Origin of the sequence: Mariniradius saccharolyticus AK6 (assembly GCF_000330725.2) — a bacterium.
GTDB lineage: Bacteria > Bacteroidota > Bacteroidia > Cytophagales > Cyclobacteriaceae > Mariniradius > Mariniradius saccharolyticus.
Genome location: NZ_AMZY02000013.1, coordinates 62,003 through 75,456, shown reverse-complemented (window position 1 = coordinate 75,456; position 13,454 = coordinate 62,003). Strand labels below are relative to the sequence as shown.

The following is a 13,454-nucleotide window of genomic DNA, read 5'->3' as shown; positions in this document are numbered from 1 at the left end:
ATTCCTAATCAAACCAATGATCAAATCAGATTCATTCAGACGTGGGGAATATTTGGTATATTCAAAGCTTAAAATAAGCGTACATGAAACCCTTCCTATTACCCTTCTTTTTGTTTGTGTTACTTTTCTCCGGGGCTCTTAAAGGCCAGGATAGCCCAAAATCCTCCAGGAAAAAGGTGCTGACATTCAAGATTGACGACAATATCGATCCACGGATGAATAGACGTGTGAAGTTGGCGCTGGAAGAGGCCGAAAAGCAAAACGTCGATCTCGTCGTCATCGAAATGGACACCTATGGAGGTGCTGTCAATGATGCGGACGACATCCGCACCATGATTTTAGAGTATGAAAATCCCATACACGTTTGGATCAACAAAGACGCGGCTTCGGCTGGTGCGTTGATTTCCATAGCTTGTGACAGCATATACATGGCGCCGGGAGGGAGTATCGGTGCGGCAACGGTTGTCATGGGAGATACTGGTGATGCGGCTCCAGACAAATATCAAAGCTATATGCGCTCAATGATGCGAAGTACCGCGGAAGCAAAGGGGCGTAATCCGAAAATCGCCGAGGCGATGGTGGACGAAGATATCGAGATCGAAGGCGTGAGCGAAAAAGGGTCGGTCATCACATTCTCGGTTTCCGAAGCAATCGAAAACGGCTTTTGCGAGGGTGAGGTAGATTCAGTGGAAGAAGTGATCAAACTTCAGGGTTTTGAGGATTTTGAAGTATCGACCTTCGAAGTTTCAAATGTCGAAGCCATCATTTCATTTTTCCTTCATCCGGCAGTGAGTGGTTTCCTGATTCTGGTGATTTTTGCTGGAATTTACTTTGAATTGCAGACGCCGGGAGTTGGGTTTCCGTTGGCGTCTGCAATTGTCGCCATCATCCTCTATTTCATACCCTACTACCTCAATGGACTTGCGGAAAACTGGGAAATTGCTGTATTCATTATCGGTTGTATTCTACTTTTGGTGGAAATATTCGTCATTCCCGGATTTGGAGTTGCGGGTATCGTGGGCATAATTTGCGTGCTTACTGGGCTCACGCTCGGGATGATCCCGAATCAGGCATTCGACTTCACATTTGTTCCGGCAGGTGAACTTTTCGTAGCGTTGCTTACGGTGATTTTGGCGGCAATTGCAGCAATGGCTCTGATTTTTACACTCGCACCCAAAGTGAACCAATGGCGTGCATTCAGTTCAATAGCCTTGGCCACTACTTTGGACAAATCAGCCGGATATACTTCAACAGTATACCAGGAAACGCTGCTTGGAAAGGAAGGCGTAGCACATACCCGTCTGATGCCGAGCGGTAAAATCCTCATCGACGACGAGGTTTACGACGCCCATTCGCGGGGCGAGTTTATCGATCAGGGAGAAAAAATCAAAGTCATCAGCACAGAAGGCACATCCCTCAAAGTAAAACGAATCGGCTAATCCTTTTTAAGAATATCATCAACTCCATAAAACGCTAAGACTGTTTTTATTTCCAATTATGAAAATTTTAGTCCTTAATTCTGGCAGTAGTTCTCTAAAGTATCAATTATTCGAGTTTCCAAATGAATCTCCACTCTGCACAGGATTGGTGGAGCGAATAGGTTTGGACGGCTCTATCATTACCCACAAGGTTGCACGTGATGGCGGAGAAGCAAAATTCACAATCAAACGCAAGATCCAGAATCATGAGGAGGCCCTTGTGACGGTTACTGAAATCCTCTTGGAGAAGGATAAGGGCGTTTTGTCTGATATGTCAGAGGTCATTGCGATTGGTCACCGCGTGGTTCATGGAGGTGAACAGTTTGCCTCGACCACTCTTATCTCCGATGAAGTCAAAGACAAAATCGAGGAATTGTTTGCATTGGCTCCACTTCACAACCCGCCAAACCTGCTGGGTATCCAAGTGGCAGAAAGGATTTTTCCGCAAGCGAAGCAAGTTGCTGTATTTGACACGGCATTCCATCAGACAATGCCAGCGCGAGCATATCGCTTTGCTGTACCAAAAGAGATGTACGAAAAAATGGGAATCCGTGCTTACGGTTTCCACGGCAGCAGCCATCAGTACGTTTCCAAGATGGCGATGAAATTCCTTCAAAATCCTGGCGTAAAACTCATTTCCATTCATCTCGGAAACGGCAGTTCGGTAACAGCGATTGAAGCCGGGAAATCCGTCGATCATAGTATGGGTCTTGGTCCGATGGGTGGATTGGTGATGGGGACACGGTGTGGGGATATCGATCCGTCCATCATTTTTCACCTGATAAATGAACGGGGAATCTCAGCCCATGAACTCAATGATATTCTGAACAAGAAGAGTGGTCTTTTGGGCCTCTGTGGGCATAGCGACATGCGGGATGTGAAGGATGCGATCGCAGCAGGTGACAAAGACGCCGCCTTGGCCTATGAGCTGTATGCATACCGCATCCAGAAATACATCGGCATGTATGCTGCGGCAATGAATGGGCTCGATGCCATCATCTTTACTGCGGGTATTGGAGAAAATGATACGGATATGCGGGAAAAAGTATGCGCAAACATGGAATTTTTGGGAATCCGATTGGATCAATCCCTAAATACGGCAAGGTCCTCTGGCATTCGCGAAATCAACCGATCGGATTCCAAAGTCAAGGTAATCGTGGTCCCAACAAACGAAGAACTTGAAATCGGGCAGCAAACTTATCACTTGGTTCAAGCGATATCACGGGGATAATCTCACTGAAAAACCAAATTACAACCTACTCCATTTTTAACACATCCGGATATCGACCAATTATGGAAATTAAACTATCAAATGCCGAACGCTTTCTGGAATCGTTCAACGCCATCGAAAATTTTCTTAGAAGAAACCTCGAAGCAAGAAACTTTGTAAGTTATTTCTCGCTTTTGGATGACGCATGTGATGAAAACGTAGTAGTTCGTCAGTACCGCGAACAGCTGCGACTTTTTGGGAATCTGAGAAATGCGATTATTCACTCTGAAAAAAAGCAAGGCAAGCCAGTTGCCGACCCAAGAGAAGACATTGTGGAGGAAATTGAGAAAATTGCTGGTTTTCTGATGCACCCGCCATTGGTTTGCGAACATTTTCTCTCCGAAGTTTACTCTGTTTCCCCGGAGGAGAATGTGGTTCCCGTGCTTCAAAAAATGGTCGAAAAGGACTATTCTCAAGCGCCTATCGTCAAAGAAGGATACATATTGGGTCTTATCAACTATGAGGCAATGGCAAGATGGATGGCTAAGCTCACTGCGACTCCTGAACCCCTGAAGCTTTTCAGAGAGTCAAGTATCCAGGATGTGATCAACGGTATCACCCGATTAAAAAACTACCGCATCATCAAAAAAACAACGGATTTTGTGACCGCAAGAGAATATTTTGTAGAAAGCCTCGGGAATCCGCATCCTGCCGAAGCTTTGCTCATCACGGAAACAGGACGGCGGGACGAGCCGATATTGGGAATTATCACGATAAGTGAGGATTTGGAAAAAATCATTGATGTATTGAGAAAATAAAAAGGCCCCGAACTTGGGGCCTCTAATGTCTTAATACATTGGAAACTCCTTTTGGAGTCCCTTGAAAGCATCGATCATCTCCCATTTTGGTTGGACGAAGTCAAACTTGAGTCGAGCGTTTACGGTGCCGCTTTCGATAAAATCGAGCGCCGCCTTAAATCTGTCTTCCTCAAGGTCACCCCAGTTTTTACTTGGATTGTCGTTGACTGCAAAGTTGACCGGGAAGCCTTCAAAATACTCAGCTTTCCCTTCGGAATTAGCAATTGCAAAGGTGATTGGCACCAATTCAACATTGTTTGAACTCAGGACCCTATTGTATCCGGATAGCGGAAACGAACCGACCGGCTTTCCATAGGTCCTATCCCCTATCAATACCAAATCCATGTAAGGATCCAAGCAGTTGATGAGAAGTTCTGACGCAGATGCAGAACCACGAGAGGTGATGAAAATTACCCTGTTCAAGTTCAGACTCCCTTTCTTGTTAAAATTGACTGACCTGTTGAAATCAAACTTGTTGGCATTGTGCTTATTTGTGTACATGACCCGTCCGTTGGCACTGGCAGGTGCGATGTAATTCAGGATTTGCTCGGTCACGGCTACAGAACCACCACCATTATAACGTAGGTCGATAACTAGCTCTTCGATTCCCTGTGCTTGGAAAAACGTGAACGTATCATCAACTTCCTGGGAGCGCGTCGGCGTAAGACCGGCGGTTGCCCTGAAACTTTGATATACCCAATAGCCGACTTTTTTGCTTCCGACTTGGTAAACATCCCGATGCAATACAGAATTGCTCTGGAATGCCGCCTTTTGGATCGTCCTTGTGGTTTCTGTTCCGTCTGGCAGTCTGAATTTGAATGAATTGGTAACACCAGGTGTATTTGCACCCAAGTCAAAAGAGTAGGATCCGGTAGATGTCCTATATTGGGATATTGGCTTTCCGTTGATTTCGGTGATTTGCCAACCTCTTTTCCATCCATCCAATCCAGCAGGTCCTCCGTCAAACACAAAAGCGACAAATAATCGTTCCTGGCTATCAAATGCGAAGCTGAATCCATGTGCGCCAGAGACCTGACCTGTGAAAGCGGCATCAAAAGCCGCTCTTGTTGTCAAATAGGACCAGCGGTCCAAATCCTTGTACATTAACGCATCCAATACCTCATCATTGGATGAAAACTTGCTTGCATCAAAGGTCGTCGGCAATCTGTTTTCCCAAAAATACCACTCCTTCATGCTGTCGAAAATTGCCTTTTTCACCTGGTCTGCGGCAGAAATCGGTGCAGGCCCCCCATCGTCTTCCTTATCACAAGCGGAAAACACAAGCAGGAGAACTAGCAATAATCCCCAGCTCGAATACTTTACTCTCTTCATTCAGTTGTTATTTGGTTGTTACTCTTTACGAATCAAACCCAAGAAAGGATTTAAACTACAAAATCATATACCTTAACTGACGCCCATTTGTTTGAATTTCTCTCAATAAACTTGAGATGTTCGGGATCCGTTTGGTAGATGTTTTGATCCTCAATGCTGTCAAAAAACAGCGTACAAGCCACTTGGTAGCTATGGTCAACCACATCCCTTGCTTCAGTAGGCGCTGGAACACCCATGTAGGATTTTGCGACTGTTTTACATTTGCCCAAGACGGAGGCCTCCTTTAGGAAATCTTTGACATCCTCTCCTGGCTTCAACCAAAAGAATACTTGGTGGATCATTTTCTGTTTTTTGGATTGCTCTGCCATAAGTTCGATAGGTAAGGCTGTGGCGACACTCGCAACAGCAAGGGTTTGAATAAATTTTCTACGTGTTTTCATAATGGATAAAAACGGTTCTAAAGATAAAAATTTAAATTGCTTCCCGAAACGCAGGTATCCATTAATACCACCTATTCATGAACTTTCGAACTTTTGGCAAAACTGGCTGGCAGGTTTCCGACATTTCCCTAGGCACTTGGCAGGTCGGCGGAGGTTGGGGAAAACCATTTTCAGAAAAAAACGCCCAGGACATTATCCATGCCGCCATTGATCTTGGAGTGAATTTTATTGACACAGCGGATGTATACGACAATGGACTCAGCGAGGCGGCTGTCGGCAAAGTGGTTAGGGAAAGAAAGCAAAAAGTATATGTGGCAACAAAGTGCGGACGGAGAATTTCACCCCATATTGCGGCCAGTTATACAATAGACTTGCTTAGAAAACACGTCGAAGACTCGCTCCGAAACACGGGACTTGAATCGATCGATTTGATCCAATTGCACTGTCCGCCTTCGAAAATTTACCAAAAACCTGAGATTTTTGGGCTGTTTGAGGACTTGATCGCAGAAGGAAAAATCCGGGCCATGGGGGTTTCTGTTGAAAGGGTTGACGAAGCGATCCAAGCAATGAGCTATCCGATTGTTTCATCCATACAGATTATCTTCAACATGTTCCGTCAGAAGCCTTCAGAAACACTCTTCAATCATCCCGAGATTTCAAGATTCGGAATCATTGCAAGAGTACCCTTGGCGAGTGGCCTTCTTTCAGGTAAATATTCAGCAAATACTACTTTCAACCCGCAGGATCACCGAACATTTAATCGCAACGGTGAGGCTTTCGATAAAGGAGAAACATTCTCCGGCGTTCCCTATGACCTAGCCCTTGAAGCAGTTGAAGCACTGAAGGAGATTTTCAAGGGGGACATTCCGCTCGCCCATTGGGCATTAAGGTGGATACTCCAGTTTCCGCAAGTGAGCACGGTTATCCCTGGCGCATCGAATCTCCAGCAATTGACCAGTAATGTTGAGGCAGGCAGTTTACCCCAGATTTCACCTCAGGTGATGTCTCAGGTAAAAAATATCTATGACCTGTTTCTCAGGGATTTAATCGATCCTCAATGGTAAGATTTTGTACCAAAAAGACCTGCTGGACAATATGAGCAAACGCGTTCTCATCATCACCTACTATTGGCCGCCATCGGCAGGTTCAGGGGTGCAGCGGTGGTTGAAGTTTGCCAAATATCTCCCCGAATTTGGTTGGGAGCCAGTTATTTTTACACCAGAGAATCCAGACTTTGATTTGAAGGATCATGGCTTGGAAAAGGAAATCCCAAAAAACGTCGAGGTGTTGAAATTCCCGATTTGGGAACCGTATGATCTTTTCAGAAAAGTCAAAAACCAACGGGAAAATCCTGCAAAGATCCTTGAAAAAAGAAAGAAATCCTGGAGGGACTTAGCGGCTATATGGCTCCGCGCAAATGCCTTGATTCCAGATCCGAGGATTTTCTGGAAAAAACCTGCCGTTGGATTTCTATTGGACCTTATGAAAAATGGCCAGTTTGATGCGATAATCACCACTGGGCCACCACATAGCATGCATTTGATCGGATTGGAGCTCAAGCGGAAAACCGGCATAACCTGGTTGGCTGATTTTCGCGACCCTTGGTCCACCTGGGAGTTTTTGGATACCTTGCCCATGGTGGATTGGGTAAAACAAAGACATCAGAAATTGGAAAAACAGGTGCTTTCCCAAGCAGATGTCGTGACGACCATCAGTCCGACCTTTCAGTCCGACCTTGAGGCTATTGGCGAAAGAAAAGTCGATCTATTGACAAATGGATTTGACGAATCCGATCTGCCACATCCTTGGCCCCATACTCCCGAAAGCGAGGAACCCATTGAAATCCTATACACCGGGGTCATCGACTCCATTAGAAACCCGACACCGTTTTTGCTGGCCTTCAAGAAAGTGTTTGAAAATGAGAAGAAAAACGTCCTACTACGATTTGTCGGATTGGTTTCTGAAGGTGTTCAGGAATCGGTGAAAAATGATCCTTGGTTATCCTCTCATGTCGTGTTTGAGGGCTATATAAGCCATCAAGCGGTGTTTGAATATTACAAAAAGTCCCATCTGCTGCTATTGATCCTGACAGATACCAAAAACGCCAAAGGAAACATTCCCGGAAAACTATTCGAGTACATGGCTACAGGCAGGCCAATCATTGCATTGGGCGATCCAGAAGGAGATGCTGCCAAAATCCTAGCCGAGGCGCATGCGGGAAAAGTTTTTGCACACACTGACTTCACCGAAATTGAGGCTTTTCTCTCCGCTTTCGAACCCAACGCGGCAAATCCGGATCCGGCCTCAATCCACCAATATTCCAGAAAAGCACTTACACAGAGACTAACCGAGCTCATCGATGCGAAAACCCGTTCCTTTTCTTGACCTCAGCCAATTCCCAGTTGATCTAAAGTCAGCTCTCAAAAAGAAATTCGGAGAGATGATGGATACGGGCATTTATTCCGGAGGCAATGAACTGACGTTACTCGAAAACAAACTGAAAGAACTCACCGGAAGCGCTGAGGTAATTCCCTGTTCCAATGGGACAGATGCATTGGAAATTGCGCTTAGGGTTCTGGAAATCGGTCCTGGAGATGAGGTTTTGGTTCCTGCATTGACTTGGGTCTCCACGGCTGAAGCGGTCTACCTTGCAGGTGCCAAGCCGGTATTTGTCGATACCGACACCTCGGGTTTGATCGATCTGAAACTACTTGACACCCATGTCACAGCCGCAACCAAAGCCATTATCCCGGTCCACCTTTACGGAAAGATGGTCGATATGAAGGCATTGAATGCATGGGCAAAGTCCAGAAACATGAATGTCATTGAAGATGCTGCGCAAGCATTGGGGGCAATACAAGAAGGGAGATCGGCAGGAACCTGGGGCGATATAGGTTGCCTGAGCTTCTACCCTACCAAAAACCTCGGCGCTTTGGGCGAAGCCGGCGCCTTGTTGACCCAAGACAAAAAACTCGCGGAAAAGATGCGGCTTTTTGTCAACCATGGTCAGATCGAAAAAGGAAATCACATTGTGTTGGGTCGGAACGCCCGAATGGATAGCATACAAGCAGGCTTTCTGAACCTCAAGCTCGAGTATTTCGAGCAGTGGCAACAAAGACGTAAGGCAATTGCAAAAATCTATCTTGAGGCATTTTTTGGCCTAGAGTTGACACTGCCAATGGATATTCTGGGGGAAAATCACAATGCTCATTTATTTGTGATTAAATCAGATAGGCGGGATCAATTCGCCGAAATATTAAAGAATTTGGGAATAGGAACTGCCATCCACTACCCCGTAATCCTCCCAAGGATGAAGCCCTTTGGCGATTCCAAGAAATATCCTGTCGCTGAAATGCTCGCGAAGCGCGTTCTTTCCATTCCGCTCAACCCCTGGATGGGTCGACGCGATTTTGAAACGGTGATCAAAATGGTCAAATACGCTTACTCCAAGACCTCATAGGTAGTTACTGGTTTTTCCCGGTTCTTAAGTGTCAGGGCACCAATACTCTTGAAATGGAAGGATTCCTTAACCCTTTCGTAAGTTTTGTCACTAATAAGGATTTGGCCGCGCTCGGCTGAAGACTGCAACCTGGCTGCTACATTGACAGTGTCGCCAATCACGGTGTAATCCAAGCGCTTGAGTGTCGCCGAACCAATATTCCCGCTCACCATATCGCCGGAATTGATTCCAATCGACACGTCTGGCTTGAAACCGATTACATCCAACCCAATCTCAGTATTGTGAATCTTGTTTTTGATAGCAATACAGGCCTCAATGGCCCGTGCTGCATGGAATTCACCGCGGAACGTCGCCATCACCGCATCTCCCAAAAACTTGTCCACATTTCCACCCTCGGCAATGATATCCTGTACCATGATGTCAAAATAGGCGTTTAGAAGACCCACGACTTTGTTGGCCGGTTGATTTTCACTGATCGTCGTAAACCCACAGATGTCGATGAATACGACCGTTCCGTCTATGATTTCATTGTCAAAAAGAGAGTTTTCACTTTCCTTGCTCGCCATGAAGCTCAGGACTGTATGATCTACATACATCTTGAGGATGTTGTTTTCCTTGAGCGCCTTGATGGTTTCCTTGAGGGCCTTGACATGCGCAAGCGTCTTTTCGATCGTGATCTCCAAATCATTGAAATTGACCGGCTTGGTTACAAAATCAAAGGCACCACGATTCATGGCAGTTCGGATATTCTCCATATCTCCGTAGGCAGAGACGATCACAGACTTTAGGATCGCATGTTGCTCGTTGAGTTTGGTAAGCAAGGTGAGCCCGTCCATTTCAGGCATATTTATATCCGACAGGACTACATCCACGTCCTGATGTTCCTTCAGCTGTTCTAGCGCTTGCCTGCCATTGAGGGCAAAGACAAACTCATATTCATTTTGCCGGATCTTTTGCCTGAACTTTTGCTTGATCAGCATTTCCAAATCGGCCTCATCATCCACTACCAGTATCTTTGCCATCACGCAGTTTGTTTTAATTCAAAAGTGCTGTAATCTCTTTTCTCAATGAATCAAAGTCAATCGGCTTGGTAAAAAATTCCTTTGCGCCGGATTTGATCGCCTTGTTATAATTTTCAGTATCCCCGTAAGCCGAAATCATGCTGACGTTGATGTTTGGAAACTTCGTCTTCACTTTTTCCAGGAGTTCAAGACCGGTCATTCCAGGCATGTTGATGTCCGAAAACACATAAACTACCTGTGGCGGATCGGTTTCACTTAGGATATCTAGCGCCTGCTGCCCTGAGAATGCAAACACCAACTCCAAACCTCCAGTTTTGATTTCCTTCCGGAATTTTTGCCGAAACAACATCTCGACATCACGCTCATCGTCAACAATCAATATTTTCATGACTTTTTGGTATTTAAAAATATGGTAAATTCTGTAAATTCTCCTGTTTTGCTTTCAACTTCAAGCCTCCCTTGGTGGCCTTTTGTGATGATATCGTAGCTCATCGATAGTCCCAAACCCGTGCCTGAACCGGCCGGCTTTGTCGTAAAAAACGGTTGGAATATCTTGGACTTGATGTCATCCGGGATGCCGTTGCCATTGTCACGAATGGAAATGGTCACGCCCTCTGACTCGTTCTTGGTGATAACCCAAACTTTGGGCTTAAAGTCCCCGAGGTTTCCGGATTCTTCCAACAATTTTTTCTTTTCCGAAGCAGCGTAGAAGGCGTTATTGATCAGATTCAACAACACCCTGCCGATTTCTTGGGGGATGACTTCTACTTTGGGGAGACTCGGATCCGCATCCAAATGGAAGTCAGCAAAGAATGATTTGTCCTTTGCCCGCAAGCCGTGGTAAGAAAGCCTGAGATACTCGTCTGCTACCTGATTGATGTCCGTGAGTTCTTTTTTGCCATTGTCCTTGCGACTGTGCTGGAGCATGCTTTTTACGATGCCATCAGCCCTTTTTCCGTGGAACTTGATCTTGCCTAGGTTTTCCTTGAGGTCATCGGAAATCAACTTGACGTCATCGTAATTGCCCCGGTCGATCTCCTCCTTCATTTCTTCAATCAACTCCTCACTTACCTCCGAAAAGTTATTCACAAAATTCAGCGGATTCTGGATTTCATGGGCGATTCCGGCAGTGAGTTCTCCCAAAGAGGCCATTTTCTCGGATTGAATGAGTTGCTCCTGGGTATTCTTGAGTTCATTGTACGCTTTCTGGATCTCCCGCGCGTGCTCCAATTCCCGTTGTCGGACTTTCTCCTTCTCCCTAATCAACAATCTCCTTCTTTGGAACCTATCGATACCATAAATCAATAGACAGAATAAGGCAAAGTAGATTAGATATGCCCACCAAGTAGCATACCAAGGAGGTAGTATCGTGAACTTATAGGTTGCTTCCTCACTGATGTTGTTGTAGAGGTTCTTGGCTCGGACCCTGAATGTATACGTGCCTGTACCCAAATTGGTGTACTCCTTGTAAGAGTTGCTTCCCCAATCGGTCCAGTCTGCATCAAATCCTTCTAGGAAAGTCTGGTACAAAGTCCGCTCTTCCTGTTCATAAAAGGGAGCCGCGTACATGAACCTGAGTGAATTGTTGTTGTTTTCGAGTTCTATATTATCAACAACAGTGAGTTTCAATGTGTCTTGTTTCGTGATTGCTTGACGTAGCAATACTTTGAATGGCCGCTCCTTTGATCTTTCTTTCTGTATTTCCATTTTGACCAGGCCGTCTCCGCTACCAATCCAAACCGTAGTGCTGTCTTCAGGAAAAATCGTGGTGATATCTTCCCATGGATAGCCGTTGAACAAGTCATCCTCCAATTTGTAGCCACCAGCAGGCTGGGGCGTTGCCAATCGAATCTTGTTTTTAATGGTGATCCAGACCCGACCCAAATCATCCTCTTTCATATTGAAGTTGTCTGTCGAGGCGTAGTTTATCTCTATTTCGCCGAACGTATCATCTACTTCAAACTTCCCGGACTGTGGATTATAAGAAAAAAATCCTTTCTCTGATAATGCAAAAATTTTACCTGCCACGCCATAAATTACCCCATCGCCTGCTTTTTCCTGACCTTCTCCTCCAAAGGGCACGATTTTCGATTTATCAAAATCTATGTTTCCATTTTGGTCCAAAACCGGCGTTATTTTGTAGGCGTATCCTGACTGTGTGCCGGCCCAAATGTCCCCCTCATTGGTCTCGGCCATAGTCCAAACGCCGAAAAAGCTACCCGGAAAATGTCCTTCCTTTTCCCAACGATTGGTTTTTAGGTTCTTTCTAATCACGGCGACACCAAATCCTCCACCGATCAATACTCTCTCATCCAAATGCCTTGATTTCAAAAAAACAGTACCGCTCAGCCGATTGTCAACTAACTCATAGGAAGGCTTCAAGTTCATGTCGAGTACTCCAAGGCCGCTAATGTTTCGGAATATAACCTCTTCTCCAATTGGCAAAATATCAAAAACCTGTGTCCCTCCTCCAAAGTCAATCTGTTCAAATCTTCCCGTGGCCTTGCTGAGGGCGGAAAGCCCGGTGGGGGTTCCAATAAGCAACCTTCCATTTGCGCGTTGGATGGACAGTATCCCGGTTTTCAGACCCGATTGTTTGGAAAAAGTGGTAATCTTAGGACTCAGTTCCGCTTTGGAAATGCCATTGTCCAACCCCAACCAGAGCGTTCCCGAAGGATCCAAATAAGGCCAATAGACCGATTCATCCTGCAAACCAGCGTCGTAATTGATGTTCCGGAGTAGTTTTCCTTCAGGACTCATCACAAAGATGCCTTTGCCAATGACCGAAACTAGGTAATCGCCGTTTGGTAAGTTGATTGCTCGATAAAGGAATAAATCCTTCAAATGTGGATCTAACTCTGTATCGACCTTTTCGAAGGTCTTGCCATCGTAGCCGAAAAATCCCTCACTTGAGGTGCCGACCAAGTACCTGAAACCCTTTTTTCCGTTGTACGGAAGCATGATGTAAATCCGGGTGCCTTTGAAGATCTCAGAACCGGGGACTAACTGCAAAGAGTCGCCTGAGAGTCGGTAAAGGCCTCTTTCCAGTTGAAAGGTATACAATTGATCGTCGAGCACCATGGTGTACGGAAAAAATGAATCGGCCTTCCAAGCCTTGAATTCACCCCCCTCCGAAAGCTTTTTGGTATTGAATCTGAAGATATATTCAAGACTCTGTACATAAAGGTAATCTCCCAGCAAGCGAATCGATCTGGTATCAGAAAAATCCCTGAACTCAGGCTTTACCAGTCCAACCAAAGAAATCACTTTCGAATTGCCATAGTCGTCAGGCTCCAAGTAGCCAAAATTCAACCCACCTGCGAAATATATTCTCCCCCCTTCGGCCTTCTCAAAAGCCCTCACCGTCTGAAAGACAATGGAATCCGAAACACTCACGCGATTCCAATTGACCCCATCATACTCCACAATGCCGGCAGAAGTCCCGAAATACATCACACCCCGATCGTCCTGGATAACTGCCCATACCTGCCCATGGCCCTTATAAGTTTTGGGAGAGTAGTTGTCAATCAAAGGGAATCCCAACTCTCCATTTGATTGACCAAATGAATGGTCAGCAAAATAGAGAATGAAAAGCAAAAACAGTGGTACCGTCTTTTGGGTCATTTTTGATAGTATGTGGTACAAATGATGCGAC

11 protein-coding genes are annotated in these 13,454 nt (G+C 45.6%); 6 read left to right on the top strand and 5 right to left on the bottom strand.

The features are described from left to right. Positions 1–83: 83 nt before the first annotated feature. From C943_RS13320 to C943_RS13310, 3 genes are all read left to right on the top strand, one after another. Positions 84–1,439: an NfeD family protein gene (locus C943_RS13320; protein WP_008628698.1), complete on the top strand. Its 1,356-nt coding sequence runs from the start codon at positions 84–86 to the stop codon at positions 1,437–1,439. Positions 1,440–1,497: 58 nt separating this feature from the next. Then, positions 1,498–2,709, top strand: coding sequence for an acetate/propionate family kinase (locus C943_RS13315; RefSeq protein WP_040480655.1), 1,212 nt, complete (start codon positions 1,498–1,500; stop codon positions 2,707–2,709). Between the two features lie 62 nt (positions 2,710–2,771). Further along, a complete protein-coding gene (locus tag C943_RS13310; protein WP_008628693.1) occupies positions 2,772–3,506 on the top strand; it encodes a CBS domain-containing protein in 735 nt (244 codons plus the stop codon). Between the two features lie 30 nt (positions 3,507–3,536). Here the strand turns inward: C943_RS13310 and C943_RS13305 are convergent, their stop codons facing one another. Together C943_RS13305 and C943_RS13300 are read right to left on the bottom strand one after the other, a co-directional pair. After that, complete coding sequence (locus C943_RS13305) at positions 3,537–4,877, bottom strand: S41 family peptidase (protein WP_008628691.1); 1,341 nt, start codon at positions 4,875–4,877, stop codon at positions 3,537–3,539. 50 nt (positions 4,878–4,927) lie between these two features. Next, complete coding sequence (locus tag C943_RS13300; RefSeq protein ID WP_040480653.1) at positions 4,928–5,317, bottom strand: Dabb family protein; 390 nt, start codon at positions 5,315–5,317, stop codon at positions 4,928–4,930. Positions 5,318–5,394: 77 nt separating this feature from the next. On the opposite strand from C943_RS13300, the gene C943_RS13295 reads away from it, so the two are divergent. From C943_RS13295 to C943_RS13285, 3 genes are read left to right on the top strand one after another with little or no spacing between them, the layout of a single operon-like run. Then, the gene (locus tag C943_RS13295; RefSeq protein ID WP_008628675.1) at positions 5,395–6,381 is read left to right on the top strand and encodes an aldo/keto reductase; all 987 of its coding nucleotides are present in this window, start codon (positions 5,395–5,397) and stop codon (positions 6,379–6,381) included. 31 nt (positions 6,382–6,412) lie between these two features. Next, positions 6,413–7,702, top strand: a complete 1,290-nt coding sequence (locus tag C943_RS13290) for a glycosyltransferase family 4 protein (RefSeq protein ID WP_040480651.1) — start codon at positions 6,413–6,415, stop codon at positions 7,700–7,702. Then, positions 7,677–8,777: a DegT/DnrJ/EryC1/StrS family aminotransferase gene (locus C943_RS13285; RefSeq protein WP_008628671.1), complete on the top strand. Its 1,101-nt coding sequence runs from the start codon at positions 7,677–7,679 to the stop codon at positions 8,775–8,777. Before C943_RS13290 ends, C943_RS13285 begins: the two co-directional genes overlap by 26 nt. Here C943_RS13285 and C943_RS13280 read toward each other — a convergent pair. Genes C943_RS13280 through C943_RS21490 form a run of 3 tightly spaced genes read right to left on the bottom strand, consistent with a single transcriptional unit; the run spans position 8,759 to position 13,423 of the window. Beyond that, positions 8,759–9,799 (bottom strand): adenylate/guanylate cyclase domain-containing protein, encoded by a 1,041-nt coding sequence (locus tag C943_RS13280; RefSeq protein ID WP_008628669.1) that lies wholly within the window; start codon positions 9,797–9,799, stop codon positions 8,759–8,761. The genes C943_RS13285 and C943_RS13280 overlap by 19 nt on opposite strands. A 13-nt stretch (positions 9,800–9,812) precedes the next feature. Further along, positions 9,813–10,187 carry a response regulator gene (locus tag C943_RS13275; protein WP_008628668.1) on the bottom strand — a complete coding sequence of 125 codons (375 nt, stop codon included), beginning with the start codon at positions 10,185–10,187 and terminating at the stop codon, positions 9,813–9,815. Continuing rightward, positions 10,184–13,423 (bottom strand): sensor histidine kinase, encoded by a 3,240-nt coding sequence (locus C943_RS21490; protein ID WP_008628667.1) that lies wholly within the window; start codon positions 13,421–13,423, stop codon positions 10,184–10,186. The genes C943_RS13275 and C943_RS21490 overlap by 4 nt, the downstream gene beginning before the upstream one ends. Positions 13,424–13,454 lie beyond the last annotated feature (31 nt).

Bases quoted from the DNA above. Each gene is read 5' to 3' on its own strand.
- C943_RS13320 (WP_008628698.1), top strand. From the start codon at position 84: ATGAAACCCTTCCTATTACCCTTCTTTTTGTTTGTGTTACTTTTCTCC.
- C943_RS13315 (WP_040480655.1), top strand. From the start codon at position 1,498: ATGAAAATTTTAGTCCTTAATTCTGGCAGTAGTTCTCTAAAGTATCAA.
- C943_RS13310 (WP_008628693.1), top strand. From the start codon at position 2,772: ATGGAAATTAAACTATCAAATGCCGAACGCTTTCTGGAATCGTTCAAC.
- C943_RS13305 (WP_008628691.1), bottom strand. From the start codon at position 4,877: ATGAAGAGAGTAAAGTATTCGAGCTGGGGATTATTGCTAGTTCTCCTG.
- C943_RS13300 (WP_040480653.1), bottom strand. From the start codon at position 5,317: ATGAAAACACGTAGAAAATTTATTCAAACCCTTGCTGTTGCGAGTGTC.
- C943_RS13295 (WP_008628675.1), top strand. From the start codon at position 5,395: ATGAACTTTCGAACTTTTGGCAAAACTGGCTGGCAGGTTTCCGACATT.
- C943_RS13290 (WP_040480651.1), top strand. From the start codon at position 6,413: ATGAGCAAACGCGTTCTCATCATCACCTACTATTGGCCGCCATCGGCA.
- C943_RS13285 (WP_008628671.1), top strand. From the start codon at position 7,677: ATGCGAAAACCCGTTCCTTTTCTTGACCTCAGCCAATTCCCAGTTGAT.
- C943_RS13280 (WP_008628669.1), bottom strand. From the start codon at position 9,799: ATGGCAAAGATACTGGTAGTGGATGATGAGGCCGATTTGGAAATGCTG.
- C943_RS13275 (WP_008628668.1), bottom strand. From the start codon at position 10,187: ATGAAAATATTGATTGTTGACGATGAGCGTGATGTCGAGATGTTGTTT.
- C943_RS21490 (WP_008628667.1), bottom strand. From the start codon at position 13,423: ATGACCCAAAAGACGGTACCACTGTTTTTGCTTTTCATTCTCTATTTT.